This is a genomic window from Ruegeria sp. A4, assembly GCF_056543025.1.
The window spans coordinates 142124-168944 of the sequence record NZ_JBQGAW010000001.1; the positions used below are offsets into that span (position 1 = coordinate 142124).

A 26821-nucleotide genomic window follows, 5' to 3' on the forward strand; every position below is an offset into this window, starting at 1 on the left:
TCAGGCCACCCTTTTGCCGTCTAGGCCGAAATACCGGCAATGGGCCGGGTTCATGAAGAATGTGTGATCCTCGCCCACCTGATAGGGATGGACTCCGGCGGCCAGCGACACCCAGGCGTCCTCGCCATGCTGGAAATGCGCGCTGGAATCCGAACCCGAAAGCTCGGTCACGATCACGCGGCCGGTCAGTTCCACGTCCGCGTCAGACGTCCGGAACGGCGTCACACGATGCGGCCGCACCGCGACCATGTAATCTCCGTCGGCCATGTCGGTGACGGCCCAGCCACCTCCACCGGCCAGTTGCGCCTGGGCAGCGGAAACGGTGATGCGTGCGACATTGATCGGGGGGTCTGAAAAGACCCGCGCGGCGGCGATGTTCTCGGGGTTGCGATAGATGTCAGCGGTTGGCCCGAACTGGGTTACGCGTCCATCTTCCATCAGGGCGGTGTAGCCGCCCAGCAGCAGCGCCTCTTCGGGCTCGGACGTGGCATAGACCACCACGGCCCCGCGCCCGGCGAACAGCTCAGGCAGTTGCTCGCGCAATTCCTCGCGCAGCTTGTAGTCCAGGTTGGCCAGCGGTTCGTCCAAGAATACCGCGCGGCTGTCCTTGGCGATGGCACGCGCCAGCGCGGTACGCTGCTGTTGGCCGCCCGACAGTTCGTGCGGACGGCGGTACAGCATCGGGCGCAGTTGCAACAGGTCGGCGGCCTCTTCCACGCGGCCTTCGATCTCGGACTGCGCCATGCCCGCCACGCGCAGGGGCGAGGCGATGTTGTCGAATACGGTCATATGTGGGTAGTTCACGAAGAACTGGTGCACGAGGCTGATTTTTCGCTTCTGCGTATTCAGCCGTGTGACGTCCTGCCCATCCATCAGGACCTTGCCCGAGGCGATCGGGTCCAGACCAGCCATCATCTTGATCAGAGAGGTCTTGCCCGAGCCCGTCGCGCCCAGCAGCACGTTGAAGTGGCCTGTCTGAAGGGTCAGGTTTGTGGGCTTGATATGGATGACGTTGCCGACCCTTTTGGTCGCGTCTTGAAGTTCGATCATGTCCGTGGGTTCCGGTCCTTCAGTGCAATGCACTGGTCTTGAGGTGGGGGTGCCTGACGCGGCACCCCCGGGTTTCAACGGCTTACTTTGACTGCCAGCGCTGAACCAGTTCGTCATAGTTGACGGTCTGGCCCTGCGGCTTTTCGTTCTCAAGCTTGGCCTTGGGTGAGCCCGGCTTTTCCAGCCAGAAAGATGGGTCCTGCGGCTCGTTCAGGCGCGGACCACAGCCGCCGTAGACACCGGCGCTTTCATCAGCGGCCTGCATCCGGGCCATAGTGATGTCCATCTCTTCGGCCAGACGATCCATCGCCTCTTGCGGGGTGAAGGCGCCCGAGTTCACGTCACCGATCTGCTGCCACCAGATCTGGGCCAGCTTCGGATAATCCGGCACGTTGATGCCGGTCGGCGACCATGCCACGCGGTCAGGTGAGCGGTAGAACTCGACCAGACCACCCAGCTTGGGTGCGCGCTCGGTGAACGACTCGTGATTGACCGAGCTGTCGCGGATGAAGGTCAGACCCACATGGGACTTCTTCACATCGACAGTTTTGGAGGTCACGAACTGGGCATAAAGCCAAGCTGCCTGGGCACGATCCGAGGGGGTCGATTTGAGGAACGTCCAGGACCCCACGTCTTGGTAGCCAACCTTCTGGCCTTCTTCCCAATAGGGGCCGTGCGGGCTGGGCGCCATCCGCCACAGCGGCGTGCCTTCGTCATCCACGGTGTTGTTGCCTTCGGACTTCGGCTTGACCATGTCGGCGGTGAAGGCCGTGTACCAGAAGATCTGCTGGGCCACGTTGCCCTGGCTAAGTGCCGGCAGCGACTGGTAGAAGTCATAAGACGCGGCACCCGGAGGCGCATAGGCCCGCAGCCATTCATCCCATTTCCGGATCGCATAGACCGCAGCCGGACCGTTTGCAGCACCACCGCGCGACACCGAAGCGCCAACAGGGTTACAGGTGCCCGCTTCCATGCGGATGCCCCATTCGTCGACAGGCACACCGTTCGGTTCGCCCTTGTCGCCGGCACCGGCCATCGACAGCCAGGCATCGGTCATGCGCCATCCGAGGTCGGGCGCGCGCTTGCCGTAATCCATGTGGCCGTAGATCGTGGTACCATCGACTTCTTTCACATCATTGGTGAAGAACTCGGCGATATCTTCATACGCGGACCAGTTGACCGGAACGCCCAGATCATAGCCGTACTTTTCTTTGAACGCGGCTTTGTTCGCCTCATCATCGAACCAGTCCTTGCGGAACCAGTAAAGGTTCGCAAACTGCTGATCGGGCAGCTGATACAGCTTGCCGTCCGGTCCGGTGGTGAACTGAATGCCCATGAAGTCATCCAGATCCAGCGTCGGCGAAGTTGTCGCGGCCCAGTCACCGCCCATCATGTCCGTCAGCGGATAGGCCAGCTGCAAACGCGAATGGGTGCCGATCAGGTCACTGTCGTTGACATAGCCGTCATACAGGTTCCGACCCGTTTGCATTTGGGTTTGAACGGCCTGAACCACCTCACCTTCACCCAGAATCTGGTGGTTGACCTTGATGCCGGTGATTTCCTCGAACGCCTTGGTCAGCACCTCGGATTCGTAGGAATGTGTCGGGATACCTTCGGACAGGACGTTGATTTCCATACCTGCGTAAGGCTGTGCAGCTTCGATGAACCACTGCATCTCGGCCATCTGTTCGTCTTTCGACAAGGTCGATGGCTGGAATTCGTCGTCGATCCAACGTTGTGCTGCGGCTTCGTCGGCCCAAGCAGGACCGTGCCCCGCAATGACGGCAGCCGCCGCCACTGCGGAAAGTAGATGTCTCCGCATCTGTCTCCTCCCAAAATTATGGTTCTCCGGCGGAAACCGGATGACGGACAGCATCAGCGATTTCTTGCGTATGTGTCAAACTAAAAATTTAGTAATTGACGTTCAGGCATCCCGGAAGAGGTGGCGCTGAACTCGTTTGCCAATTTGTGAATTCGTTGTAAGCTAGGATTGTCATTGCAAAAATTACCGCTGAGACGTGCGGCGCGAATTACGAAAAACGACTTGGAACAGTGAGGATAGGCAATGTCCCGAAGTCTGTTGAAGTACACGCGTGTTCTGGAAATCGTCGGGGACACAATCAAGGTTCGGGTTCCGATCCAGAACAAAGGAGAGCCGGCTGTCCGGTTCAACGACCTCGCTATGATCGAGACGGTGGATGGCCGAAAAACACTGGCCCAGACGATCTTCATCGACCGGGATGTCGTCACGTTGCAGGTGTTTTCCGGCACCAAGGGCATATCGACCGAAGCAACGGCAACTTTTCTCGGGAACCCGATGCAGACACCTTATTCGGCCAACATTCTGGGCCGCGTGTTTGATGGCGCCGGTGTGGCCATTGATGGAGGCCCCGACCTGTCTGCGGAACCGCACATCGATATTGGCGGACCGACCGTCAATCCGGCGGAACGCGCGGTTCCAAACAGAATGATCCGCACGGATGTGCCGATGATCGACGTGTTCAACACATTGGTCGAGAGCCAGAAAATTCCGATCTTCTCGGTTTCAGGCGAGCCGTTCAACGCGTTCCTCAGCCGAATCGGTATTCAGGCCGACGCGGATATCGTGATCTTTGGCGGGCTGGGGCTGATTTTTGACGACTACCACACGTTTCGCACCTCGTTCGAAGATGCGGGTGTGTTTTCGCGCACCGTCATGTTCGTCAATCAGGCGATGGATCCTTTGGTGGAACGTCTGCTGGTGCCGGACATGGCATTGGCAGTGGCCGAGAAGTTCGCTGTGGAAGAGGGCAAACGCGTGCTGGTCCTGCTGACGGACATGACCGCCTATGCTGACGCGATGAAAGAGGTCGGCATCAGTCAGGAAAGGGTGCCATCTCAGCGCGGCTATATGGGGGACCTTTATTCGCAGCTTGCGCGCCGATACGAAAAAGCCTGTGACTATGCCAAAGGCGGGTCGGTCACGGTTCTGACCGTCACGACCATGCCCGGAAACGACGTAACCCACCCGGTGCCTGACAACACCGGCTATATCACTGAAGGGCAGTTCTATCTGCATTCTGGCGTGATCGATCCGTTCGGCAGCCTGTCGCGCCTCAAGCAGAACGTGATCGGCAAGACCACCCGCGAAGATCATGGGCAGATCATGAACACGATGATCCGTTTCTATTCTGAAAGCCGCGATGCCGCGCAAAAACAGGCGATGGCCTTCGACCTGTCAGACTATGATCACCAATTGCTGAAATTCGGCGGCCTGTTCCGGTCTCGGTTCATGGGCATCAATGTTTCGATCCCGCTGGAAGAGGCGCTTGATCTGGGTTGGAAGACGCTGGCAGAGTGCTTTGCGCCGGAACAGTTGCTGATGAAGCAGGCATTGATCGACAAGTATTTCCCGAAGGATGCCAATGGCGCGGTTGCAGCTGAATAAATCGTCGCTTGCGCGCGAGCAGACACAGCTGAAAAGCTATGAGCGGTTCCTGCCGTCGCTGGACCTGAAGCGACAACAGTTGATGGCTGAACGGGTTCGGGCCCGGGAAGAGGTCGACCGCCTCGAGCAAATGGTGCAGGCGCTGGTGCAGCAGGTTGGTGAAAAGCTGCCGATGCTGGCGCAGCAAGGTGTCGCTCTGGATGGGCTGGTCAAGCTCAAGGACTACAAGGTCAAAGAGGTCAATGTGGTAGGGGTCAAGCTGCCTGACCTTGATCGGATCGAAGTGGAGGTGCGCCCGTATTCCGTTTTGGCCAAGCCCCATTGGGTCGATGCCGCTGCGCTTTTGCTGCACGACGTCATCGAAGCGCGGGTGCGGGTGAAGATTGCCGAAGAACGCGTTCGCATCTTCGACAAGGCGGTGGCCACCATCACCCAGCGGGTCAACTTGTTCGAAAAGGTTCTGATCCCGCGCGCCAAGGCCAACATCAAGAAGATCCGCATCTACCTGAGCGACGAACAGATGCAGGCCGTCGTGCGGTCGAAGATCTCGAAACGCAAACACGCGCAGGAGGCTTTGACATGAGCGTTGCGCGTCTGAAAAAGATGTCTCTGATCGGGCCTGCTGCCCGAAAGGCGGAAACGCTTGAGGCGCTTCAGGCCCTTGGCTGCATGCATGTTTTGCCGCTTGTTCCCACACCGAAAGAGCCGGAAAAGATTAGTGAGCGCGGTGCAAGAGAGGCGTATAAGGCATTGCGTTTCCTTGCAGAAGTGCCTGACCCGCGCCGCCAGGTCCGGCGTGCGCCCGATTTCGACATGGACCGTTTCGTGCGCGAGGTGACCGACCTCATGCAGCGCGTTCGGGATACGATGGACCGGCGTGACTTTCTGGCGCATCGCATCGCCCAGGTGCGACCCTGGGGGGATTTGGATTTTCCGCCGACCGATGCGCTGGCTGGCAACAGGCTGTGGTTCTATCAGCTGCCGCTGAAGCACCGGGATGCCCTGTCCAAGGTCAAGCTTCCTTGGGCGATATTGGAGGAAGACCACCGGTACCTGTATGCTGTTCTGATTTCACCTGACGAACCCGATGATGATGTTCTTCCTGTTCCGCGAACCCATGTCGGTTCGCTGCCGGTACACGAGCTTGAGGCCCAGTTGGAAGAGGCCGAGATCGCCCTCGAGGCGTTGGAAGCCGAACGCGTGGCGCTGACGCGCTATCTGACATTGATGCGCCGGAACCTGTCCGTCGCCGAAAGTGCCGCCGAGCTTGCCCATGCAACTCAGAAAGTGCGCGACGAAGAGGCAGTGTTTGCTTTGCAGGGGTGGGTTCCCGTGGATCAGGTGGATGCTGTTCTTGCCATGGCAAACGCCAAGGGTTCGGCCGTCCTGATTGAAGATCCGGGGCCGGGCGACGCGCCTCCGACCTTGCTAAAGCAGCCTGAAAACCGCAGGGCCGCTGTCGATCTGGCGCTGTTCTATCAGGTGCCCGGATATCAAGACTGGGACCCCAGCGTCATCGTCTCGGCGTCCTTCGCAATCTTCTTTGCCATGATCGTAGCGGATGCCGGGTACGGCGCCGTCATCCTGCTGGCGGTGCTGGCCTTTTGGAGACGGATGGACCGCACCGCTGGTCAAAGATCCTGGCGTCTGTTCGGCCTGATCATCTCGGCTGCTACGATATTTTACGGGGTCATGGTGGGCAGCTATTTTGGGGTATCACCGGCTGCGGGTTCAATTTGGACAAGGCTCAAGGTGCTGGATTTGAACGATTTCGGCGCGATGATGATGGTCTCGATCGTCGTTGGCGTCATACACCTTGTCCTGGCCAACGCACTTGCGGCGCGCGCGGCGTGGGGGCAACGCAAGGCGGTTGCCAATCTGGGCTGGATTGCGGCCCTGATCGGCGGGTTTGCCCTTTGGCTCGGCTACATGAACGGCAAGTCTCCGGTGCCGGGCGCAGCTATCCTGAGCGCCGGCATCGTGGCGATTGTCCTGTTTTCCAGCGAGCGGGTCATCCAGAGGCCGATGGACTGGATCTGGCGTTTGCTCGAAGGGGTTCAAAGCCTTGCCGGGGCGATGGGCGCGTTTGGGGATGTTCTCAGCTATATGCGTCTTTTCGCGTTGGGCCTTGCTTCGGCCTCGCTGGCGATCACGTTCAATGATCTGGCGGTGTCGGTCATGCAGGCCCTTAGGGGGCCGGGCATTCTGTTTGGGCTGCTGATACTGATCATAGGTCATGTCTTGAACTTCGCGCTCGCGATGATGAGCGGCGTCGTGCACGGCTTGCGTCTCAATTACATCGAATTCTTTAAATGGGGTCTGCCGGATGAAGGCATCATCTTTCGTCCATTTGCCCGCAAGGAGGTTCAGGAATGAATGAGCTTGTTCTTACACTGGGTTGGCTGGGTATTTATGCGCCAATGGCGTTGGGGGCTGCGGCCAGCGCCATAGGGTGTTCGATCGCCGGTATGGCCAGTATCGGGGCCATGACGGAAACCGAGGGCGGCTATGGCCGTTTCGTGGGTGTATCCGCGTTTCCCTCAACGATGGTCATCTATGGGATCGTCATCATGTTCACCCTGAACCGCGACGTGACACCTGAAAACGCGGGCGGTCTGTTCGGAATTGGTATCCTGTCGGGTATCGCGCTGATGTATTGCGGCATCTGGCAGGGTCGGGCCTGTGCGGCTGCGATCAATGCGACCAAGGAAAAGCCCGAGATTTTTGGCCTTGCTCTGGCTCCTGCCGCAATCATCGAAGGGTTTGGTGTATTTGCCTTCGTGTTTGCGTTGGTCATCAGTGCGGGGATCAGCTGATGGCACAAGACAGAACAATTGCGCATGGGGTTGACGCGCTAATCGACAAATTGCGCAACGATGGGGTTGCCGCTGGTCAGGCCGAAGCCGAGAAGTTGCGCGCAGAAGCAAAAGCCGAAGCCGCGCGCATCGTGACAGAGGCAAAGCGCGAAGCCGATGAGTTGAAAAAGAAAGCCCGCACGGAGACAGATAATTACAGGGCTGCCGGCGAAGAAGCATTGAACACCGCGATGCGGGATGCCGTGCTGACCATGAAGGCGGGTCTGACGGATCGCTTCAAGGCAGATGTCGAACGCCTTGTGACCAAAGAGATGTCCGATCCCGAGCTTCTGAGGCAGATGATCCTCGAGGTGGTGGGCCGGGCCGGGGAAGGTGCAAATTTGAATGGCAGGGTTTCCGTCGTTCTTCCTGCCCGGGTCGCCACGCAGGAAGACATCAAGCAAAACGCTGATGACATTCAATCCGGCAAGCTGACAAAATATGTTCTTGGCCTGACTGCGAAGATGCTGCGCGAGAATGTCGAATTGCACGCAGCCGATGACGTGCAGGAAGGCATCCGCGTTCGCGCAGAAGAACAGGGTGTTGTTCTGGACCTGACGGATAAGGCGGTGGCGTCGCTGTTGATGGAGCATCTACAGCCCAGGTTCCGCGCCGTTCTGGAAGGGGTCATCCGCTGAGATGTCAAAACAGGACGCCTATATCGCGTTGATGTGCAGCCTTCCGGGTTCGGAACGGTTGTTCGTTGCCAAGCAGCCGCCCCTGTCACGTATCAGGCTGGACCGTCGATTGAAGGCTTTGACACCGGAGGACAGCAACGTTCTGAAGGTCCTCGAGCACGCGTTGAGCTGGAGCGCCTACGACATGGATGTCACCGACGCTCAGGCGATCCAGCGCTGCAAACAAGCGATGGTGGACATCCCTCAGCCCACCTTGCGCAACCTCTTCATGGAACGCATGGAACTGCGCTCGGTGGTTGCGGCGCTGCGCCTGAGAAAACGCGGAGAACCAGCGCCTTCAGGCCCATTCGGAGTCGGACGATGGAGCCGCCACATCCCCGCCAATTGGGGTGATCCCAGCTTTCGGCTGGAACGGCTCATGCCCTGGATCAAAGAGGCAACCCAATTGCTGGAAAACGAAGATCCGCTGGGTCTGGAACGTCTGCTTTTGTCGATAAGCCACAAGCAGCTCAAGCTGCACGCGGCTCGTCACATGTTCGATTTCGAGGCGGTCGCCATTTACGTTCTGATCTGGAACATTTTCGACCGCTGGGCGCAAAGCAGCGCTGCGGAAGCCGCCAAGAGATTTGAGAAACTGGCACAACAGGCCATGGCCGACTTCGCTGATGTCGATTTTGAGGGAGCAAGCGCATGACAGCCCCAATCTCAGCCAAACACTCATCGACCGCACGCGTCGTCCTGGTTCAGGAAGGGCTTGTGCGGATACAGGCCAATCCGGACGCGACCGGCCACCCCGGTCAACTGGTCAAAAACGAAGTGGTTTACATATTGCCTTCGCGTTCCGGCCCCGGTGGGCGGCAGGAAAGGCTCAAGGGCGAAGTGCTGCGCGTACGTGGGGATATGGCGGACGTTCAGGTCTATGAAAGCACTGATGGGGTGGCGGTCGACGACCCGGTGGAGCAATCAGGTCAGCTCTTGTCGGTCGAGCTGGGTCCGGGGCTGCTGGGGCAGGTGTTTGACGGGTTGCAGTCGCCTTTGCCTAAGGTCGCGGCAGCATTTGGTACCTTCCTGCCGCGCGGCGCAGATGTCGCGCCCTTGGATGAACACGCGAAATGGTCCTTTACGCCGTCCGTGAAGGTGGGCGACACGGTCACTGCCGGGGACAGCATTGGAACGGTGCCCGAAGGCCATTTCAGCCACAAGATCATGCTGCCGTTCAACTGGACCGGCGCGTACAAGGTGGTGTGGGTGCAAAAAGGCGCGGCCACGATCCATGACATCGTGGCCCGCCTGGAAGACGAAGTCGGTGGCGAGCATACGCTGACGCTTTCGCAGAAATGGCCGGTTCGGCGACCATTGCCGGAAAACATACTGAAGCGCGCACTGTCCGAGCGGTTGTATCCCACGGAACCGGTTCTGACGTCGCAACGGCTGATCGACACGTTCTTTCCGATTGCACGCGGCGGCACCGCCTGTATTCCCGGGCCGTTCGGTGCGGGCAAGACCGTGCTGCAAAACCTGATCGCACGGAATGCGAAGGTTGATATCGTGATCGTCGTGGCCTGCGGCGAACGTGCTGGTGAGGTGGTCGAGACCATCGAGGAATTTCCGAAGATGACCGATCCAACCACCGGTGGCAGCCTGATGGATCGGACGATCATCATCTGCAACACGTCTTCCATGCCGGTTGCCGCGCGCGAGGCGTCGATCTTCACCGGGATCACGTTGGGGGAATACTACCGCCAGATGGGCAATGATGTCTTGTTGATCGCCGACAGCACCAGCCGGTGGGCGCAAGCCATGCGCGAAACCTCTGGCAAGCTCGAAGAGATCCCGGGCGAAGAGGGGTTCCCGGCCTATCTGGAAAGTTCGATCAAGGGTTTGTACGAACGCGCCGGGGCGCTGAAAACGAATGACGGCGATCTTGGCAGCCTGACGCTGATCGGAACGGTTTCGCCTGCTGGCGGCAATTTTGACGAGCCGGTAACCCAGTCAACCTTGTCGACGGTCAAGTGTTTCCTCGGGTTGTCATCCGAACGCGCCTACAAGCGGTTCTATCCAGCGGTCGATCCGATGCTCAGCTGGTCTCGGTACACTGACCAATTGTCCGACTGGTATGACAGGAACGCCGAGCCGGGGTGGACAGCCAAAGTGCGCACCCTGTTGGCCCTGATCGAAAAAGGCGAACAGGTCGATCAGATGATGCAGGTCACCGGGGAAGAGGGCGTCACAATTGACGACTTTGTAACCCAACAGAAAGCCTTGTTCGTCGATATGGTCTACTTGCAGCAGGACGCATTTGACACAGTCGATGCGACGGTGCCGCTTGAACGGCAGATAAAGACGTTCAAGCTTGTGTACGATGTGACGCAATCCAAGGCAGTCTTTGTCGACAAGGCCGAGGCAAGGCAGGTGTTCACGCAACTGACCGGATTGATGAAAAACTTTCACTACGCGGCAGAAAACACACCCGAATACAAATCCACCTGGCAAAAGATTGGAAACTTGTGCCGCGAGAAGTTCGGGGTTTGATCAGGAAAAATGGTAGCCCGTAGGGGAATCGAACCCCTCTTTCCAGGTTGAAAACCTGGCGTCCTAACCGATAGACGAACGGGCCACTTTGTCGTGACGCAAGCACAAGTGGTAGCCCGTAGGGGAATCGAACCCCTCTTTCCAGGTTGAAAACCTGGCGTCCTAACCGATAGACGAACGGGCCACGCTGGCTTGTGGGGGGCCTTTTACGGTTTCACCGTGACCCCCGCAAGCCGAAAAACGCAGGGATGAGAAAGTTTTTTGCGCCGCCCGAGCGAGACGTCAATTTGCCTCTGCCGCGTCCTCGAGCCTGAGCTGCACGGATTGCCGCCCGCCCCAGGTGTTCACCTCAAGCCGGCCTGCAAAATGAAAGCGCGCGCCACCATGATTTGACAGTCTCTCGCCCATCGGACCGTCAAAGGCACCAAAGGCAATCGCATCCAGCCCACCACCCATGCCATCGGACAATGACAACTTCAGGTGCGTTTCCCCGACACGTTTGGCAAAACGCACCTGAAGATCCGGAAGCGCGTATCGCGGGGCAGGGGCTCCGGCGCCAAACGGTCCGGCCTGTTCGATCTGTTCGACAAGATCCACTGTCGCGGCACCGGGCATAAGGGCGCCTTCCAGCTTCATATCCGCAGGGCCGCTCTGGCCTGCGCCTTGTTTTGCCAGCAGCTCGCTGAGGCGTTCCATCGCAGGTTCCAGTTTGTCGCGCATGACGGTAAGTCCAGCGGCCATCTTGTGACCGCCACCCTTGACCAGCAACCCTTCCGCCACGAGCCGCTGGATCGATGCCCCCAGATCCACGCCCGAGACCGAACGCCCCGAGCCTTTGCCCTCATCACCTTCAAAGCCGATCACGATGGCCGGACGGTTGGCGGTTTCCTTCAAACGAGACGCCACGATGCCCACCACACCCGGATGCCAGCCCTCACCGGCGGCCCAGACCAGCGGCGCGTCGAGTCCGCGACCCTCTGCCTGCTCCATCGCGGCGGCGCGCACGGCGTTTTCAATGTCCCGGCGTTCTGTGTTCAGCGCGTCCAAACGTTCGGACAGGGCCTGTGCCTCGTGCAGGGAATCCGTGCTCAGCAGGCGGGCACCCAGATCGGCCTGCCCGATGCGACCGCCTGCGTTCACGCGGGGGCCAAGCAGAAAACCCAGGTGATAGCTGTTGGGCGCCGTATCCATGCGCGAGACATCGGACAATGCGACAAGTCCGGGGCGCTGCCTTTGGGCCATCACTTTCAGGCCTTGTCGAACCAGGGCGCGATTGGCGCCGATCAAAGGCGCAACGTCAGCCACGGTTGCCAGGGCCACCAGGTCCAGCATCGATATCAGGTCAGGCCCCTTTGCGCCTGCCGCGCGCAACTGGCGCCCTGCTTCGACCAGCATCAAAAACACGACACCCGCCGCGCAGAAATAGCCCAGATCACCGCTTTCATCCTGCCGGTTGGGATTCACGACTGCAACGCAATCCGGAAGGGTTTCGCCGCCGAGATGGTGATCCAGAACAATCACGTCCGCCCCCGTGGCCGCGGCAATCGGCTCATGGCTGAGCGTGCCGCAATCGACGCAAATGATCAGGTCGTGGCTGGTTGCCAGTTCCCGCATTGCCGGAACATTCGGACCATATCCCTCATCAATCCGATCCGGCACATAAAGCGTCGCCTGCAACCCCATCTGCCGAAGCCAAACCAGCAGCAGAGCGGCAGAACATCCGCCGTCAACATCGTAATCCGCGAACACCGCGATTTTCTGGCGATGGCGTACGGCGTCCAGAAAACGCGCCGCCGCCGTTTCCATGTCCTTCATGTCGCGGGGATCTGGCAGCAGCTCCTTGAGCTTGGGGTCCAGAAAGCCGCGCGCCTCCATGACCGGCACGCCACGACGGGCCAGAACCTGACATACCGCACGCGGCAGGTCGGTCTGTTGAGTCATCATCTCGGCAGCCCGCTCCAGCTCGGCTTCCGGGCCACCCCAGCGCCGCCCGGTCAGTGATTGTTCTACGCCAAGAAAACCCATTGCCTGCCCCTTGTGAACCAAGGCCGGATCCTTTCGGACCCGGCCTCTTCATCTTTTTCCAAATACTCCCGCCGGAGGCAACGGCGCAAGCCGTCAGGCGTTATCGTGCGGCCAGGTGGGGGTGCGATACGACATGCGGCGCACGGACCCGGTCTTTGAACGCATCAGCAGCGTCGTGGTTTCCACCCAACCCGGCTCGCGCTTGATGCGCGGCAACAGAGAACCGCCGGTTACACCGGTTGCGGCAAAAATCACATCCGCGGTCACCATCTCATCGCGCGAATAGACCCGGTCCAGATCGGTGATGCCTGCCTTGGCAGCCCGGCCCCGCTCGTCATCGTTGCGGAACAACAGGCGACCAAAGATCTGTCCGCCCATGCATTTCAGCGCGGCAGCGGCAAGTACGCCTTCGGGGGCGCCACCCTGGCCCATATACATGTCGATGCCGGTCACTTCGCTTTCTGCGCAATGCATGACACCTGCCACGTCACCATCGGTGATCAGGCGGATCGATGCTCCGGTTTCGCGCACTTCGGCGATCATCGCCTCGTGACGGGGGCGTTCCAGAATGCAGACGGTGATGTCCGCAGGCTTGCAGTTCTTGGCCTTTGCCAAGGCTTCCACCCGTTCACGTGGAGACATGTCCAGATTGACGACACCCTCGGGCAGGCCCGGACCAACAGCCAGCTTGTCCATGTAGACGTCCGGCGCATGCAGCATTGAGCCGCGCGGACCCATGGCAATCACGGTCAGCGCGTTGGGCATATCCTTTGCGGTCAGCGTTGTGCCTTCCAGCGGATCCAGCGCGATGTCCACGCCGGGGCCGTTTCCGGTGCCGACCTCTTCGCCGATATACAGCATCGGTGCTTCGTCGCGTTCACCTTCACCGATCACCACAACGCCAGCAATGTCCAGCATGTTCAGCTGTTCTCGCATCGCATTCACGGCGGCCTGGTCGGCGGCTTTCTCGTCACCACGCCCCACCAGCGAAGCCGAGGCCAGCGCAGCCTGTTCCGCCACCCTTGCCAGCCCCAGAGACAGCAGGCGGTCGTTGAAATCGGTTTTGGCAGCACTCATTGTCATGTATCCTCTGGTCATTTAAGCCGTTTCTATCGGCATAGCTTGCGTTTCATGCAGGCCGCAAGTTCAAACCTCTTCAATCCGCAACGCGACGGGGGCACCGGCAACCACATCCGTGTCACGGAACCCGTCCAGCGCAACGTCCAGCGCGGCGCGGGTGGTTTTGTGGGTAACGATCAGCACAGGCGCCGTGCTTTCGGCATGGGCATATTGGCGCATCCTGTCTATGGAAACACCGGCATCGCCCAGAATGGCTGCAACCTTGGCCAGTGCGCCCGGTTTATCCAGCAGACCCAGCCGCAAATAATAAGGCGCCGGTAGGCCCGTGACGGCGGGGGCCGCAGCCTCAAGCGATTTGGCCGGTCGGCCAAAGGTCGGGATTTGCAGCCCGCGTGCCAGATCGCAGACGTCGCCCATCACGGCGCTGGCCGTCGGGCCTTCACCCGCACCGGGGCCGCGCAGAACAACCTGTTCAACCGCGTCGCCTTCGATCACCACCATGTTGGTGCCGCCTTCCAATTGCCCCAAGGGCGAGTCGCTGGGCACAAGGCAAGGCTGCATGCGTTGTTCCAGCCCGCGCGCGGTACGCTGCGCCACGCCCAGCAATTTGATGCGAAAGCCCATATCCTCGGCCTGGTCGATATCGTCGAGGCTGATTTGCTGAATGCCTTCGATCTCAATCCCGTCGAAATTGGGCTTGGTGCCAAAAGCGATCGAGGCCAGCAAAGCCAGTTTGTGCGCGGCGTCGATGCCACCGACATCCAGATTGGGGTCAGCCTCAAGATACCCAAGTTTTGCACATTCGTCGAAAAGGGCGTTATAGCCCTGACGCTGCGATTGCATCCGGGTCAGAATGTAGTTGCAGGTGCCGTTCATTACGCCCATCACGCGCGTGATCTCGTTTCCGGCCAGCCCTTCGGTCAGGGATTTGATTACGGGGATACCGCCCGCGACTGCGGCCTCAAACCGGATGACGCGGCCAGCAGCTTCGGCCTGTTCGGCCAGTTCCTGCCCGTGAATGGCCAGCAAAGCCTTGTTGGCGGTCACGACGTCTTTGCCGCTGGCCAGCGCGGCTTCGACCGAGGCCTTGGCCGGACCGTTTTCGCCGCCCATCAGTTCGACATAGACATCGATATCGTCACGTTTCGCCAGCGCAACCGGGTCGGTTTCCCAGGCATAATCCGACAGGTTCACGCCGCGGTCCTTGTTCGGATCCCGCGCCGATACGGCCACGATTTCAATCGACCGGCCCGTGCGCGCCTTCAGCAAATCTGCGTGGCGGCGAACAATCTTGACGACACCCACGCCGACAGTTCCCAAGCCCGCAATTCCCAGCCGCAGTGCCTGTGTCATGTCGTGGGTTCCTTTCCGCTCGAAACTTGTCTGAATTCGGACGCCTGCCCGATCAGCGCTGCCTTATCGGGTTCAGGCCAAGGGTGCAATCCGTCACCGGGGGATTGTCGAGGTCAAATGTCACGCTTCAGTTGGTTTGCGCGTTTTGCAGCGCCTGGGCCTTTTTCGCCAGCGCCTCGCTGCGCTGCGTCAGGTCTTCCTCCACCTCTGCGGCCTGGCTTACGGGATCAATCGAGGGCCCCAACGTTTCCTGCACCGGAACAAGGCGCGGGTAGGGGGCCGATTTGACCGAGGCCGGTTCACTGCCTTCAAGTTCGGGAAAGTCTGAACACCCGGCAAACACAAGAATAATAGGCAGAACAGGCAGCAGTTTCATGTGGCACGCTTTTCGGTTTCGTTCGTCCTTTCGTGATGCACCTTTTGCCGGCGCCGATCAAGCGGGGTTCTATATGAACATTTGTTCAGATACTGTGGGCGCATGGCACGTACTCAAGGCTCCCACTCTGATATCACAGGCCCGCGCATTCGAAAGGCGGCCCTGAACCTGTTTGCCCGCCACGGCTATGCCGCGGTTTCGATGCGGCAGATCGCGAAAGAGGTCGGCGTTCAGGCGGGGGCGCTATACAATTACACGCCGGACAAGCAGAGTTTGCTGTATCGGTTGATGCGGGAACATATGCAGGATCTGCTTTCGGCGCTCAACGCGCTGGAGCGCTGCGATGACTGCCGGCAAGCGTTACGCCGATTTGTCGGTTTTCACATTCGTTTCCACCTGCAACGCCCTGACGAGGTGTTCATCGCCTATATGGAATTGCGCAACCTCTCGCCCGAAAACTTCGCCGAAATCGAAGACCTTCGACGCCAATACGAAAACGCGTTGGAGTACATCCTTCACTCTGGCCAGCAGGCTGGTCAGTTTGCGATACCGGACACCAAGATCGCCACGCTGGCGGTGATTGCCATGTTGAACGGTGTGATGACCTGGTACAGGTCCGGAGGGCGGCTGTCACTGGACGAGGTCGAACAGATTTATTGGAACATGGTGCATAAGGCGGTGACGGCCTGACAGGGCCAGACCGTCACTGTGTCAGTGCGCAGGGCGAATGAAAGTCCCGTTGCGCAGTTCGCGAAACGCTTGTTCCAATTCGGCCCGCGTGTTCATCACAATAGGCCCGTGCCATGCGACGGGCTCATTGATCGGAGCCCCCGAGATCAACAGAAACCGCACGCCGTCGGGGCCAGCCTGAACGGTGATTTCGTCCCCCGTCCCGAAACGGACAAGCGTGCGGTCGCCCGACATATCCCGGATATTCACCTCTTGCCCGGCAACCTCTTTTTCCAACAGCACACCGGACGGGCGTGACGCATCTGCAAAGGCTGCCTGACCTTGAAAGACATAGGCAAAGGCTTTTCGGTAAGTGTCGATGCGGAAGGTCTTCTTCACACCTGCGGGGACCGAGATATCAAGATACTGCGGGTCTGCCGCGATGCCGTCCACGGGGCCGGTTTTGCCCCAGAACTCTCCGACAATCACCCGAACGGTGGTGCCGTCGTCATCAGTGACTTCGGGGATATCCTTGCTTTGAACATCCTGATAGCGCGGGGCAGTCATCTTCTGATCCGAAGGCAGGTTGCCCCACAGCTGAAACCCGTGCATCTGCCCCGAGGTGTTTCCCTGCGGCATTTCCTGATGCAGGATGCCGGACCCCGCCGTCATCCACTGCACGTCGCCCGCGCCCAACGTGCCGGTGTTGCCCAGCGAATCCGAATGCTCGACCGATCCAGCCAGAACATAGGTGATCGTCTCGATACCGCGATGCGGATGCCAGGGAAAACCGGCCTGATAGTCCTGCGGGCGTTCGTTCCTGAAGTCGTCGAACAGCAGGAAAGGATCAAGTTCGGACGGGTCCTGAAACCCAAACGCCCGGTGAAGTTTCACGCCAGCCCCTTCCATCGTTGGGGTGGCCCTGCGTGTTTCCAGTGTGGGTCTAAGGGACATATTCGCCTCCGGTTTGTTTGACCAGCATGTAACCCCTGCGTGATTGCGGTCAATCAGCGCCAATTAACCGGAGCTGTGCAAATTTGCTGATCAACCAAAGCCCTGTTGTTTCCCCTGGAAAGTCGCTAAGTCGAAGCGGAACGGACAGGAGACATCCATGCAGGACGAAGTGCTGGCAACGATTCAGGCGTCATCCCCCAGACGGTGGATCGGAGTAGGGATGCTGTCGACGGTTGGGGTGCTGGTCACATACGTCGCTTTGGCATCTCCGCCCGAACCGGCGTGGCAAGTATTTCTTTTTGCTGTAGGGGGCGCGTCGCTTTGGCTGGCCTATCGTGTATGGCACGCGACCCAGGACTATATTGAACTGACACAGTCGGAATTGCGTACCGGGTCAGGTCAAATGATCGCAAAGGTGGCTGATATTGAGTCGGTGGATCGCGGCGTATTCGCGTTCAAGCCGTCAAACGGCTTTCTGGTTCGCACCAAGCACAAAGATACGTACCAATGGGCGCCCGGATTGTGGTGGCGGATTGGTCGCCGGGTCGGCGTTGGCGGCATGACGTCTGCCGCCGAGGCCAAGTTCATGTCAGAAGTCTTAAGCGCTATTATCCACGCAGACGACCGGAGGGCGCACTAGGTTGCAAGCGACCTTGGTGGAAAAGCGGGGACGGGTGAAGATGAAGTTTTGAAAGTTAATGCCGGTCGCCAGATCCCAGCCAGGTTTAAACTGAGGAATATACTCGTTGGATGTTTCCACCAGAATGACCGTGTCCTGATCCGGCATCGGCGGCAGACGGTTTTCGATTTCCTGGATGTTGTTGTCGTTCCATTCCGTGTCATAGCCGCGCACGGTCGACCAATCCACGTAGTGGCGGTTGTCGTTCTCGTCAAAACGGATCAGAGAGACACGCATGCGCACTTCAGACCGGTTGTTGACCATTTCGCCCATAAGTTCGTGAAGCGAGTCGATGTAAACATCAGTCACAGCGGCCGATTCACGTGAGATCAGATCGCTGACCGTATAAGCAGCTTTCAGGTTCGACGCGCTTTGACGAAATCCCTCGAATGCGGTGAACGTAAACGTAATCGTCCACAACAACAGCGGGAAGATCATGATGGCCTCGACGGTCAGAATACCACTTTCGTCCTGCTTGAAGGCCTTGATGCGGTTTTTCACGTTTCTGAATACAAACATAGCTTTACCGTGGCTCCTGCACGAATGCGGTCGTTGCGGTCACTGCATAGTGGCCGCTTTCGTCGACCACTGTGTTTGCGATGATCGAGCTTTCCAGAACAGGATCGATACGCAGGCAGGCCCGCAAAATCATCAACTCGTTTGAGGCCCCGCTTTTGAAGTCGAGCACTGGTTTGGGGTCTTCCGAACTGTCGGTGCAGGGTATTTCGTCCGAAAGAACGATGCCATTGAATGCATTCTGGCGAAGCATTTGCAGCCGCAGGTTGGTTTTACAATTCTTGATACCGGAAATGTCGCAAATCCGGTCCTTGATTACATCGTGGCTCCAGTTGGTGCCTGTGCCCAGACGGATATCCCGAACGACCAGATCAACACCCCGTTCCAGCGCGGCGTGCTTGGTGGTGATTATCGACATCTCTCCACCAATACCAATGAATGCCAGGAAAAACGGAATGATCATGACAAATTCGATCGTCGCGTTCCCGCACTCGGATCGCTTGAAAGTACGGAGTTTTGACAGTGATTTGCGGATCATTGCGTCAGCCTCAATTTGCGGATGGACGAAGCAATCGCAGTAAACGCCTTGTCCAGATCCAATCCAGCTACATTGTGAACATGGCTGTCCGAGCTTGCGCAGGACTTGATGGTGTTCAAGCCGCTGGTGGGGGCCTCGAAAGCGATGCCATAGATGATGACACCCTTGTCTTTGGCCGCGCCGCAGATGCTGGTCGTGCGCGCGTTCTTTGTGGAAGATCCCACTGATTTTCTGAGGCCGTAGTACCAGTTATTCTCGTGGTTGCTTTGCCAATAGAAGTTGTTCTTGGCGTTCCACCACAGCGAAGCTCGGGCAAAAAGCTCGGGATAGGTCAGGCGAGTGGCGGTGCCAATCTCTTCGTTAGAGGAGTTTTCATTGGGTGGATTCCCAAAAGGATGGCCTGCCGTGACATAGCTGCCGTTTTCTTCTGTATGTTGCATCCAGACCCAACGATCCGGGTTGGTCGAATAGCGGATACTATATTCACCCTTTTTCCCGTCGGGCCTTTGGTAGTCAGGGTTGAACCAAACTTCAGTCAGGCCACTACGCGCGGACGAGTCCAACATGTACTGCGAAGTGTTTTGCCCGTCGGTCATTACGATTACGACCTTAAGCACGTCCGAGTCATAAGATTCCGGGCGCAGAGCGAATTTTGCAGGAACCTTGTTTTCGGTGGCCAAGGCGTTGATCACAGGCTGGAATGACGGATCCAGCATGCCGACACCCCATTTCATGCCTACGTCGATGGATGTGTTGCCACTTGCGGTCAGGGCATCGATGCGGTTGTGCAGATATTGGACATTGTCGGTGACAGCTGTAATTTCACTGCCGGCGCGAACAGGGCATACGAAATAGGCCGGGGGCTGTTCTCCATCGGTTGAAACGCCGTTGACGTTTGCCCAATTGTATCGCCAAGGATCGAAATGCCCAGTACGCTGATAGAAGGTATTCGGGCTAAGCGTCGCAGATCCGAATTGTCCGGAAGTAAAGTTCACGCAATGGGAATAGTTGTGCTCTGAGGTCACGTTGGTGAATTTACCCAGAATGTCCTGCCCGGCATTGACCTGAGTGGCATAGGGGACAATCGACATCGAAATCTTCGTTTCACCAGATTCCTCAAGCATTTTGGTGACAAAGCCCTTCGCCGCAGTTCTCAAGACTTCGATCTTCGACTTTCCGGCGGTCGCGGAAGACCTTGTCATGGAACCGGACATGTCCAGAACCAGCGAGATTTCAACAGAACCGATGGACTCTATGGCAGTGCTTGCCGCTTTCATATTCAGTTCGGTAACTTTTCCGAACCTCATGAAACGCGTCGGAACGACTGCATTGGCGGTCGCGGCCACCTTTCTGGAGCCAAATCCTTCGGTGACGGTCACGGTTTTCTCAAGATGGCCCAGCCCGGCCTTTTCCATATAGGCGTCGACAACATCCTTGGGTGGCAGCTTTTGGTCAAGATCTGCCGCAGCAAGCACCGCGCGGTCCAGCGTGGATTGCAGGCTGGCGCGGTCGCGCTCGTACGTCATCAGATCCATCGCCATGCCGGTAATGGCCAGCATCAGGATTAAAATGAGCAGGGTGAATATCGTAAAAGTGCCGTCTTCTTTTCGGGCAAACAGCCGCAACTGGGAAATCTTGTGTTTCGGCTTCGAGCCGTCGTTCTGAAGCGAGAAAATTATCATTTGATGACTCCGCCTCGCACATAGAAGTCGTGCGCCAAAAAAAGGAAATTCCGGTTAAATTTAATTTTCAAACGTGGCGTGAATTGGGCGAAAAAGGCTTGGTTTTGGCCTTTTTGCGCACTCAAGGGGTATAATTTTCACGTTTTCCCCTGGTCTGTCGATGAAATGAAGACAATCAGTTAAGCGATTGACTGGATTGGGCGACTCACCATCAGGCCCTCAAGTCTCTGTTAAGAAGGTGATGAAAAAAAGTGCATTGTTTGATTGCAGCCAGACTTGAGTGGTGCGACAAAACGTCATGACGTTTCGTCATCCAGCGGTACGGAGGATTTTATGACCGGCATCCAAGAACCAAGCTTTCGCGAGAGTGTTGACCTGATGTTCAACAGGGCGGCCGCCCTGATGGAACTGCCGCCGGGGCTGGAGCAGAAAATCCGGGTTTGCAACGCGACCTATACAGTTCGGTTTGGTGTGCGTCTGCGCGGTGAGATCCATACGTTCACCGGGTACAGGTCTGTCCATTCCGAACATATGGAGCCGGTCAAAGGCGGCATTCGCTATGCCACTGCGGTGAACCAGGATGAGGTCGAAGCGCTGGCTGCGTTGATGACGTACAAATGCGCTCTTGTCGAAACGCCTTTTGGCGGATCGAAAGGCGGGCTTTGCATTGATCCCAGGAAATATGAAGAACACGAGCTGGAGCAAATCACGCGACGCTTTGCCTATGAACTTGCAAAGCGGGATCTGATCAACCCGTCGCAAAACGTTCCCGCGCCCGACATGGGAACGGGCGAACGCGAAATGGCCTGGATGGCCGACCAATACGCCCGGATGAACACCACCGACATCAATGCACGGGCCTGTGTGACCGGCAAGCCATTGAACGCAGGTGGTATCGCTGGGCGGGTCGAAGCCACCGGACGTGGCATTCAGTACGCTCTGCGCGAATTTTTCCGTCACCCCGAAGATGTCAGGGCGGCCGGCCTGTCGGGCAAGCTGGACGGCAAGCGTGTTGTGGTGCAGGGGCTCGGCAATGTGGGCTATCACGCTGCGAAGTTTCTGAGCGAGGAGGACGGTTCACGCGTTGTAGGTATCATCGAATGGGACGGAGCGCTGTATAACCCGGATGGTATCGACGTCGAAGCCGTCCGCCAGTGGATCGTCAAGCATGGCGGCGTCAAGGATTATCCGGACGCGACTCATTCAGCGGAAGGCACAAGCGTTCTGGAGGCTGAGTGTGATATTTTGATCCCGGCTGCCCTGGAGGGTGTCATCAACCTTTCCAACGCCGAACGGATCAAGGCTCCTTTGATCATCGAAGCAGCGAACGGCCCGGTCACCGCTGGCGCGGATGAGATTCTTCGCAAGAAAGGTACCGTTATCATCCCGGATATGTATGCCAACGCGGGTGGTGTGACGGTGTCTTATTTCGAATGGGTCAAGAACCTCAGCCACATTCGTTTCGGCCGGATGCAGCGTCGGCAGGAAGAGGCGCGACATGAACTGATCGTCAGCGAACTGGAGCGGCTGGACAGGTATCTGGGTGACGCGTGGTCGATGTCGCCGGACTTCAAGGCAAAATACCTCAAGGGTGCCGATGAGCTTGAACTGGTGCGCTCGGGCCTCGACGACACGATGCGTATCGCCTACCAGTCGATGCGTGAAGTGTGGCACAGCCGCGACGATGTCGAAGACCTGCGTACTGCGGCCTATATCGTGGCGATCGACCGCGTGGCCAAAAGCTATCGCGCCAAGGGGCTCTGAAGCAGACGGGTGGGGTGATCATTTCGCCCCGCCGGTACGCGCCGCGGCTTGAATGTCGATGGCGGCCCGTTAGTTTGACGGATAGTAGACACTCAGAGAAACGAATCCCGGAGACCTCCATGTTGCGTATAGCCATTGTCGCGGCTCTGCTGGCCACCCCTTTGGCCGCTCAGGAAACTAAGGAACAAAGCTGCAAATATCAGGCGGATGTGGTGGCAGCGATCCAGAAGGCGCGGCTGGACCGCGTGAAAGAACGCGATGTGGCGCAAGCCGTGGCTGATAGTGGCCCGACATGGCCCGAGAACTACAACGCCGCGATTCCGCTGATCACACCGTGGGTCTATGAACAAAAGATGCGCGACGTGCGCAAAAAGGATCTGGGCGCCGCTTGGCTTGAGCTGTGTTTGCAGCAATAATCCACAGCCCGGACATTTCCCTGTGGACAAACGCGCGCCATCCCCTTGGCGCGCGTTCCTGTTTCTGTCAGGTTTGACCCATGTCACTGCCCCCCGGATTTCTGGATGAACTGCGCACCCGCCTGAGCCTGTCTCAGGTCGTCGGGCGCAAGGTGATTTGGGATCAGCGCAAATCCAATCAAGGCAAAGGCGACATGTGGGCGCCTTGCCCGTTTCATCACGAAAAGACAGCCTCATTCCATGTCGATGATCAGAAGGGGTTTTATTACTGCTTCGGCTGTCACGCCAAGGGCGACGCGATCAGCTTTGTGAAAGAAACGGAAAATGTTTCGTTCATCGAAGCGGTGGAGATCCTCGCCCGCGAGGCTGGCATTCCGATGCCTGCGCGGGATCCGAAAGCACAGGAAAAGCAGGATCGCCGCAGTCAGCTTGCCGATGTGATGGAACAGGCGGTGCAGTTTTTCCGCTTGCAGCTGAAAACAGCGGCGGGGGCAGAGGCACGGGATTACCTGTCGCGCCGGGGTTTGGATCAAAGCGCGCTGGATCGGTGGGAGATCGGGTTTGCGCCGGACAGTTGGCAGGCGCTTTGGGATCACCTGCGCGGCAAGAGCATCCCAGAGGAGCTGATCCTTGGCGCCGGGCTGGCCAAGCCTTCAAACAAAGGCAAAAAACCCTATGACACATTCCGCAACCGGATCATGTTCCCGATCCGGGATCCGCGTGGGCGCTGCATTGCATTCGGTGGCCGCGCGATGGATCCGAATGACAACGCGAAATACCTGAACTCGCCCGAGACCGAGTTGTTCGACAAGGGGCGCAGCCTTTACAATCAAGGTCCAGCGCGGCAGGCGGCGGGCAAAGGGCAGCCGCTGATCGTGGCCGAAGGGTATATGGACGTGATCGCGCTGGCCGAGGCGGGTTTTGGCGCGTCGGTTGCGCCTTTGGGAACGGCCATTACTGAACATCAGTTGCAGCTGCTCTGGCGGATCGCGGATGAACCGGTCATTGCACTGGACGGGGATGCCGCGGGTCTGCGGGCGGCCATGCGGGCGGTTGATCTGGCACTGCCGCTGCTGGAGGCCGGAAAATCCCTGCGTTTTGCCTTGATGCCCGAAGGCAAGGACCCGGACGATCTGTTGCGCACCGAAGGCCCGGGCGCCGTTCAGGCCGTTCTGGAAGGGGCCATACCGATGGTCAAACTGCTGTGGCAGCGCGAGACCGAAGGAAAGGTATTCGACAGCCCGGAACGCAAGGCAGCACTGGACAAGGCGCTGCGGGACAAGATCAAACTGATCCGGGATCCCTCGATCCGCTTGCATTACGGTCAGGAAATCAAAGACCTGCGCTGGCAACTGTTCCGCCCGCGACGACAACCTCAAAACCGTCCCTGGCAACCGCGGGGAAAATGGCAGTCGCAGCCAACCGCGACGCCGGGCGCGCGCAGTTCGTTTCTGGCCTCTTCGGAAAACGCGGATATCCAGCTGCGTGAAGCCGCTATTCTGGCGATTTCGATTCTGAATCCCAAGGTTGTTGTCCAATTTGAGCAACAGTTGGAAGAAATGGAATGCCACAATCCTGACTACGCGGCCTTGCGCGATGCTGTTCTGCGCCACGCAATTGATGATCCGGACAACCTGAAAGACCACATTATCGCATCAATGGGGCCTGACGCCCTTGAAAACCTGCTGACCCTTCGCCATGTGGCAGTCATCCCCTGTGTGTCCAAGCCAGGCGACGTTGAAAAGGCCGAGATGACACTGGCCGAGGAACTCGCAAAGATCAAAGCGCTCCGGGGGTTGGATGCCGAGATTGCCGAAGCGGCGGAAGAACTGTCCGATCTGCCCGATGAGGCGCTGACATACCGGCTGGCGCAAGCCGCCGAAGAGCGCAACCGCACGAGTCGAAGCCAAAACGAGGATAGGGCCGTTTTCGACATTGCTGACAATGGGGCGCGAATCAATCGTGACGAGAAAGACGCGTTTGCGGCGATCATGTCAGGTATCAAATTCGAGCGGAAACGCCGATAAGTGGTGTTTTCGTAAGGCACTGGAAAAGAAAAACGGGTAAACGGGTGGCCGAATCACTTATACGCGCTAATGATTCGGCTGAGACGAATCACCCATCCCTGCAGGAGCATTGAATGGCCGCTAAGGATACGAACGAAGACCGCAAATCCGACGAGCAGGAACAGGAAATCTCGCTGGACATGAGCCAGGCGAACGTCAAGAAGATGATCGCCGAGGCTCGCGAGAAAGGTTACATCACCTACGACCAGCTCAATCAGGTGTTGCCGCCTGACCAGGTCAGTTCGGAACAGATCGAAGACGTAATGTCGATGCTGTCCGAGATGGGCATCAACATCATCGAAGATGAAGAGGCCGAAGAAGAAGAGAACAAAGGCTCGACCGAACTGGTTACTGCGGAAAGCAACCGTGAGGTTGCACTGGCCGGTTCCGGCACGGAAAAGCTGGATCGCACCGACGACCCTGTCCGCATGTATCTGCGTGAGATGGGGTCGGTCGAACTGCTGAGCCGCGAGGGTGAGATCGCGATTGCCAAGCGGATCGAAGCCGGTCGCAACACGATGATTGCGGGCCTGTGTGAAAGCCCGCTGACCTTTCAGGCGATCACCATCTGGCACGACGAACTGCTGTCCGAAGACATTCTTTTGCGGGATGTCATTGATCTGGAAACCACGTTCGGCAACCAGTTGGACGAAGACGGTGACGTTGAAGAGCCGGTCGTCGATACCTCGGCCGTGCAGGCGAACAAGCCAGCCAAGGATACCGGCCCCGAGCTGGATGCGGATGGCAACCCGCTGAACAACGATGACGATGACGATGACGACGATCAGGCCAACATGTCACTGGCCGCGATGGAAGCGGCGCTGAAGGATCAGGTCCTGACCACGTTGGAGCGTATCTCGACCGACTTCTCGATGCTGTCCGAAATGCAGGACAGCCGGATTTCGGCCACGCTGAACGAAGACGGCACGTTCAGTGAAAAGGACGAAGAAACCTATCAGAAACTGCGGGCTGAGATCGTCGAACTGGTGAATGGCCTTCACCTGCACAACAACCGGATCGAAGCGCTAATCGACCAGCTTTACGGTATCAACCGCCGCGTCATGTCTCTGGACAGCGCGATGGTCAAGCTGGCCGATCAGGCACGCATCAACCGCCGTGAGTTCATCGAAGCGTATCGGGGACGTGAGCTGGATCCGAACTGGCTGGCCGAGATGGCCGAAAAGCCGGGCCGGGGATGGCAGATGTTCATCGAACGCTCGACCGCGAAGGTCGAGGAACTGCGCAACGACATGGCTCAGGTCGGCCAGTATGTCGGTCTGGATATCTCGGAATTCCGCCGTATCGTGCAGCAGGTTCAGAAGGGCGAGAAAGAGGCGCGGCAGGCCAAGAAGGAAATGGTCGAAGCCAACCTGCGCCTGGTGATCTCGATCGCCAAAAAGTACACGAACCGTGGCCTGCAATTCCTTGATCTTATTCAGGAAGGCAACATCGGCCTGATGAAGGCGGTGGACAAGTTCGAATACCGTCGTGGCTATAAGTTCTCGACCTATGCGACCTGGTGGATCCGCCAGGCGATCACCCGCTCGATCGCGGATCAGGCCCGCACGATCCGTATTCCGGTTCATATGATCGAAACGATCAACAAGCTGGTGCGCACGGGCCGTCAGATGCTGCATGAAATCGGCCGCGAGCCGACGCCGGAAGAACTGGCCGAAAAGTTGCAGATGCCGCTCGAAAAAGTGCGCAAGGTGATGAAGATCGCCAAAGAGCCGATTTCTCTGGAGACGCCGATTGGCGACGAGGAAGACAGCCAGCTGGGCGATTTCATCGAGGACAAGAATGCCGTGCTGCCCTTGGACAGCGCCATTCAGGAAAACCTCAAGGAAACCACCACAAGGGTCCTGGCCTCGCTCACCCCGCGCGAAGAACGGGTTCTGCGGATGCGTTTTGGCATCGGCATGAACACCGATCACACTTTGGAAGAAGTCGGGCAGCAGTTCAGCGTGACCCGCGAACGGATCCGTCAGATCGAGGCCAAGGCGCTGCGGAAGCTGAAGCATCCCAGCCGTTCACGAAAACTCCGGTCTTTCCTGGATCAATAAGAACAAAGATCAATAAGAACAAAGGCGCCCCGTCAGAGGCGCCTTTTTTCGTTCACATTGGCTGGTTCTCGCATCACGTTGGCGCGAATGCACAAGGCCGGGGCGGTGTGCCTTTCTATATCGGTCTTGTCCACTCAT

At 58.2% G+C, this 26821-nt stretch carries 23 protein-coding genes and 2 tRNA genes; 13 read left to right on the top strand and 12 right to left on the bottom strand.

The window, feature by feature from the left end; translation table 11 throughout:
- Both ACR0E2_RS00660 and ACR0E2_RS00665 read right to left on the bottom strand, forming a co-directional pair.
- Window positions 1-1050 (bottom strand): ABC transporter ATP-binding protein, encoded by a 1050-nt coding sequence (locus tag ACR0E2_RS00660; protein WP_480444720.1) that lies wholly within the window; start codon window positions 1048-1050, stop codon window positions 1-3.
- Between the two features lie 82 nt (window positions 1051-1132).
- Complete coding sequence (locus tag ACR0E2_RS00665) at window positions 1133-2872, bottom strand: ABC transporter substrate-binding protein (protein WP_152457524.1); 1740 nt, start codon at window positions 2870-2872, stop codon at window positions 1133-1135.
- 243 nt (window positions 2873-3115) lie between these two features.
- Between ACR0E2_RS00665 and ACR0E2_RS00670 the strand changes: the two genes are divergently transcribed.
- The 7 genes from ACR0E2_RS00670 to ACR0E2_RS00700 are packed head-to-tail and all read left to right on the top strand — an operon-like array spanning window position 3116 to window position 10502.
- Window positions 3116-4477, top strand: a complete 1362-nt coding sequence (locus ACR0E2_RS00670; protein WP_480444723.1) for a V-type ATP synthase subunit B — start codon at window positions 3116-3118, stop codon at window positions 4475-4477.
- Entirely contained in the window at window positions 4455-5060 is a 606-nt protein-coding gene (locus ACR0E2_RS00675) for a V-type ATP synthase subunit D (protein ID WP_480444725.1), read from the top strand. The genes ACR0E2_RS00670 and ACR0E2_RS00675 overlap by 23 nt, the downstream gene beginning before the upstream one ends.
- Window positions 5057-6853: a V-type ATP synthase subunit I gene (locus tag ACR0E2_RS00680; RefSeq protein WP_480444726.1), complete on the top strand. Its 1797-nt coding sequence runs from the start codon at window positions 5057-5059 to the stop codon at window positions 6851-6853. The genes ACR0E2_RS00675 and ACR0E2_RS00680 overlap by 4 nt, the downstream gene beginning before the upstream one ends.
- A complete protein-coding gene (locus ACR0E2_RS00685) occupies window positions 6850-7293 on the top strand; it encodes an ATP synthase subunit C (RefSeq protein WP_152457528.1) in 444 nt (147 codons plus the stop codon). The genes ACR0E2_RS00680 and ACR0E2_RS00685 overlap by 4 nt, the downstream gene beginning before the upstream one ends.
- On the top strand, window positions 7293-7970 hold the full coding sequence (locus ACR0E2_RS00690) for a hypothetical protein (RefSeq protein WP_480444728.1): 678 nt from the start codon (window positions 7293-7295) through the stop codon (window positions 7968-7970). Before ACR0E2_RS00685 ends, ACR0E2_RS00690 begins: the two co-directional genes overlap by 1 nt.
- A 1-nt stretch (window position 7971) precedes the next feature.
- On the top strand, window positions 7972-8664 hold the full coding sequence (locus ACR0E2_RS00695) for a hypothetical protein (RefSeq protein ID WP_480444730.1): 693 nt from the start codon (window positions 7972-7974) through the stop codon (window positions 8662-8664).
- Complete coding sequence (locus ACR0E2_RS00700) at window positions 8661-10502, top strand: V-type ATP synthase subunit A (protein WP_480444731.1); 1842 nt, start codon at window positions 8661-8663, stop codon at window positions 10500-10502. The genes ACR0E2_RS00695 and ACR0E2_RS00700 overlap by 4 nt, the downstream gene beginning before the upstream one ends.
- A gap of 10 nt (window positions 10503-10512) precedes the next feature.
- On the opposite strand, the gene ACR0E2_RS00705 is transcribed toward ACR0E2_RS00700, so the two are convergent.
- The 6 genes from ACR0E2_RS00705 to ACR0E2_RS00730 form a co-directional block, all read right to left on the bottom strand.
- Window positions 10513-10587, bottom strand: a tRNA-Glu gene (locus ACR0E2_RS00705).
- Window positions 10588-10611: 24 nt separating this feature from the next.
- Window positions 10612-10686 (bottom strand) — tRNA-Glu (locus tag ACR0E2_RS00710).
- A gap of 98 nt (window positions 10687-10784) precedes the next feature.
- On the bottom strand, window positions 10785-12527 hold the full coding sequence (gene recJ / locus ACR0E2_RS00715) for a single-stranded-DNA-specific exonuclease RecJ (RefSeq protein WP_480444732.1): 1743 nt from the start codon (window positions 12525-12527) through the stop codon (window positions 10785-10787).
- A 93-nt stretch (window positions 12528-12620) separates the two neighbouring features.
- Entirely contained in the window at window positions 12621-13604 is a 984-nt protein-coding gene (gene glpX, locus ACR0E2_RS00720) for a class II fructose-bisphosphatase (protein ID WP_171228463.1), read from the bottom strand.
- A 69-nt stretch (window positions 13605-13673) separates the two neighbouring features.
- Window positions 13674-14960: a homoserine dehydrogenase gene (locus tag ACR0E2_RS00725; protein ID WP_480444734.1), complete on the bottom strand. Its 1287-nt coding sequence runs from the start codon at window positions 14958-14960 to the stop codon at window positions 13674-13676.
- A gap of 127 nt (window positions 14961-15087) precedes the next feature.
- Window positions 15088-15336, bottom strand: a complete 249-nt coding sequence (locus tag ACR0E2_RS00730) for a hypothetical protein (RefSeq protein WP_170346526.1) — start codon at window positions 15334-15336, stop codon at window positions 15088-15090.
- Between the two features lie 102 nt (window positions 15337-15438).
- Here ACR0E2_RS00730 and ACR0E2_RS00735 point away from each other — a divergent pair, with 102 nt between their 5' ends.
- A complete protein-coding gene (locus ACR0E2_RS00735; protein WP_480444736.1) occupies window positions 15439-16026 on the top strand; it encodes a TetR/AcrR family transcriptional regulator in 588 nt (195 codons plus the stop codon).
- 21 nt (window positions 16027-16047) lie between these two features.
- Here ACR0E2_RS00735 and ACR0E2_RS00740 read toward each other — a convergent pair whose 3' ends face one another.
- Window positions 16048-16959, bottom strand: a complete 912-nt coding sequence (locus ACR0E2_RS00740) for a pirin family protein (protein ID WP_480444737.1) — start codon at window positions 16957-16959, stop codon at window positions 16048-16050.
- A 157-nt stretch (window positions 16960-17116) separates the two neighbouring features.
- Between ACR0E2_RS00740 and ACR0E2_RS00745 the strand changes: the two genes are divergently transcribed.
- Window positions 17117-17599 (top strand): hypothetical protein, encoded by a 483-nt coding sequence (locus ACR0E2_RS00745; RefSeq protein WP_480444739.1) that lies wholly within the window; start codon window positions 17117-17119, stop codon window positions 17597-17599.
- Here the strand turns inward: ACR0E2_RS00745 and ACR0E2_RS00750 are convergent.
- From ACR0E2_RS00750 to ACR0E2_RS00760, 3 genes are read right to left on the bottom strand one after another with little or no spacing between them, the layout of a single operon-like run.
- Window positions 17558-18157 (bottom strand): TadE/TadG family type IV pilus assembly protein, encoded by a 600-nt coding sequence (locus tag ACR0E2_RS00750; RefSeq protein WP_152457540.1) that lies wholly within the window; start codon window positions 18155-18157, stop codon window positions 17558-17560. The two genes, ACR0E2_RS00745 and ACR0E2_RS00750, sit on opposite strands and share 42 nt — an antisense overlap.
- A 4-nt stretch (window positions 18158-18161) precedes the next feature.
- The gene (locus ACR0E2_RS00755; protein ID WP_152457541.1) at window positions 18162-18692 is read right to left on the bottom strand and encodes a TadE/TadG family type IV pilus assembly protein; all 531 of its coding nucleotides are present in this window, start codon (window positions 18690-18692) and stop codon (window positions 18162-18164) included.
- On the bottom strand, window positions 18689-20374 hold the full coding sequence (locus ACR0E2_RS00760; RefSeq protein ID WP_152457542.1) for a Tad domain-containing protein: 1686 nt from the start codon (window positions 20372-20374) through the stop codon (window positions 18689-18691). Before ACR0E2_RS00760 ends, ACR0E2_RS00755 begins: the two co-directional genes overlap by 4 nt.
- A 333-nt stretch (window positions 20375-20707) precedes the next feature.
- Between ACR0E2_RS00760 and ACR0E2_RS00765 the strand changes: the two genes are divergently transcribed.
- The 4 genes from ACR0E2_RS00765 (at window position 20708) to rpoD (ending at window position 26683) form a co-directional block, all read left to right on the top strand.
- On the top strand, window positions 20708-22138 hold the full coding sequence (locus ACR0E2_RS00765) for a Glu/Leu/Phe/Val family dehydrogenase (RefSeq protein WP_152457543.1): 1431 nt from the start codon (window positions 20708-20710) through the stop codon (window positions 22136-22138).
- 119 nt (window positions 22139-22257) lie between these two features.
- Window positions 22258-22554, top strand: coding sequence for a hypothetical protein (locus ACR0E2_RS00770; RefSeq protein ID WP_152457544.1), 297 nt, complete (start codon window positions 22258-22260; stop codon window positions 22552-22554).
- Between the two features lie 80 nt (window positions 22555-22634).
- Window positions 22635-24581 carry a DNA primase gene (gene dnaG / locus ACR0E2_RS00775; protein ID WP_480444742.1) on the top strand — a complete coding sequence of 649 codons (1947 nt, stop codon included), beginning with the start codon at window positions 22635-22637 and terminating at the stop codon, window positions 24579-24581.
- 113 nt (window positions 24582-24694) lie between these two features.
- Window positions 24695-26683 (top strand): RNA polymerase sigma factor RpoD, encoded by a 1989-nt coding sequence (rpoD, locus tag ACR0E2_RS00780; RefSeq protein WP_171228468.1) that lies wholly within the window; start codon window positions 24695-24697, stop codon window positions 26681-26683.
- The last annotated feature ends 138 nt before the right edge of the window (window positions 26684-26821 follow it).

Excerpts from the sequence above, each read along its gene's own strand:
- ACR0E2_RS00660 (WP_480444720.1), bottom strand. The coding sequence starts at position 1,050 with ATGATCGAACTTCAAGACGCGACCAAAAGGGTCGGCAACGTCATCCAT.
- ACR0E2_RS00665 (WP_152457524.1), bottom strand. The coding sequence starts at position 2,872 with ATGCGGAGACATCTACTTTCCGCAGTGGCGGCGGCTGCCGTCATTGCG.
- ACR0E2_RS00670 (WP_480444723.1), top strand. The coding sequence starts at position 3,116 with ATGTCCCGAAGTCTGTTGAAGTACACGCGTGTTCTGGAAATCGTCGGG.
- ACR0E2_RS00675 (WP_480444725.1), top strand. The coding sequence starts at position 4,455 with ATGGCGCGGTTGCAGCTGAATAAATCGTCGCTTGCGCGCGAGCAGACA.
- ACR0E2_RS00680 (WP_480444726.1), top strand. The coding sequence starts at position 5,057 with ATGAGCGTTGCGCGTCTGAAAAAGATGTCTCTGATCGGGCCTGCTGCC.
- ACR0E2_RS00685 (WP_152457528.1), top strand. The coding sequence starts at position 6,850 with ATGAATGAGCTTGTTCTTACACTGGGTTGGCTGGGTATTTATGCGCCA.
- ACR0E2_RS00690 (WP_480444728.1), top strand. The coding sequence starts at position 7,293 with ATGGCACAAGACAGAACAATTGCGCATGGGGTTGACGCGCTAATCGAC.
- ACR0E2_RS00695 (WP_480444730.1), top strand. The coding sequence starts at position 7,972 with ATGTCAAAACAGGACGCCTATATCGCGTTGATGTGCAGCCTTCCGGGT.
- ACR0E2_RS00700 (WP_480444731.1), top strand. The coding sequence starts at position 8,661 with ATGACAGCCCCAATCTCAGCCAAACACTCATCGACCGCACGCGTCGTC.
- recJ (WP_480444732.1), bottom strand. The coding sequence starts at position 12,527 with ATGGGTTTTCTTGGCGTAGAACAATCACTGACCGGGCGGCGCTGGGGT.
- glpX (WP_171228463.1), bottom strand. The coding sequence starts at position 13,604 with ATGAGTGCTGCCAAAACCGATTTCAACGACCGCCTGCTGTCTCTGGGG.
- ACR0E2_RS00725 (WP_480444734.1), bottom strand. The coding sequence starts at position 14,960 with ATGACACAGGCACTGCGGCTGGGAATTGCGGGCTTGGGAACTGTCGGC.
- ACR0E2_RS00730 (WP_170346526.1), bottom strand. The coding sequence starts at position 15,336 with ATGAAACTGCTGCCTGTTCTGCCTATTATTCTTGTGTTTGCCGGGTGT.
- ACR0E2_RS00735 (WP_480444736.1), top strand. The coding sequence starts at position 15,439 with ATGGCACGTACTCAAGGCTCCCACTCTGATATCACAGGCCCGCGCATT.
- ACR0E2_RS00740 (WP_480444737.1), bottom strand. The coding sequence starts at position 16,959 with ATGTCCCTTAGACCCACACTGGAAACACGCAGGGCCACCCCAACGATG.
- ACR0E2_RS00745 (WP_480444739.1), top strand. The coding sequence starts at position 17,117 with ATGCAGGACGAAGTGCTGGCAACGATTCAGGCGTCATCCCCCAGACGG.
- ACR0E2_RS00750 (WP_152457540.1), bottom strand. The coding sequence starts at position 18,157 with ATGTTTGTATTCAGAAACGTGAAAAACCGCATCAAGGCCTTCAAGCAG.
- ACR0E2_RS00755 (WP_152457541.1), bottom strand. The coding sequence starts at position 18,692 with ATGATCCGCAAATCACTGTCAAAACTCCGTACTTTCAAGCGATCCGAG.
- ACR0E2_RS00760 (WP_152457542.1), bottom strand. The coding sequence starts at position 20,374 with ATGATAATTTTCTCGCTTCAGAACGACGGCTCGAAGCCGAAACACAAG.
- ACR0E2_RS00765 (WP_152457543.1), top strand. The coding sequence starts at position 20,708 with ATGACCGGCATCCAAGAACCAAGCTTTCGCGAGAGTGTTGACCTGATG.
- ACR0E2_RS00770 (WP_152457544.1), top strand. The coding sequence starts at position 22,258 with ATGTTGCGTATAGCCATTGTCGCGGCTCTGCTGGCCACCCCTTTGGCC.
- dnaG (WP_480444742.1), top strand. The coding sequence starts at position 22,635 with ATGTCACTGCCCCCCGGATTTCTGGATGAACTGCGCACCCGCCTGAGC.
- rpoD (WP_171228468.1), top strand. The coding sequence starts at position 24,695 with ATGGCCGCTAAGGATACGAACGAAGACCGCAAATCCGACGAGCAGGAA.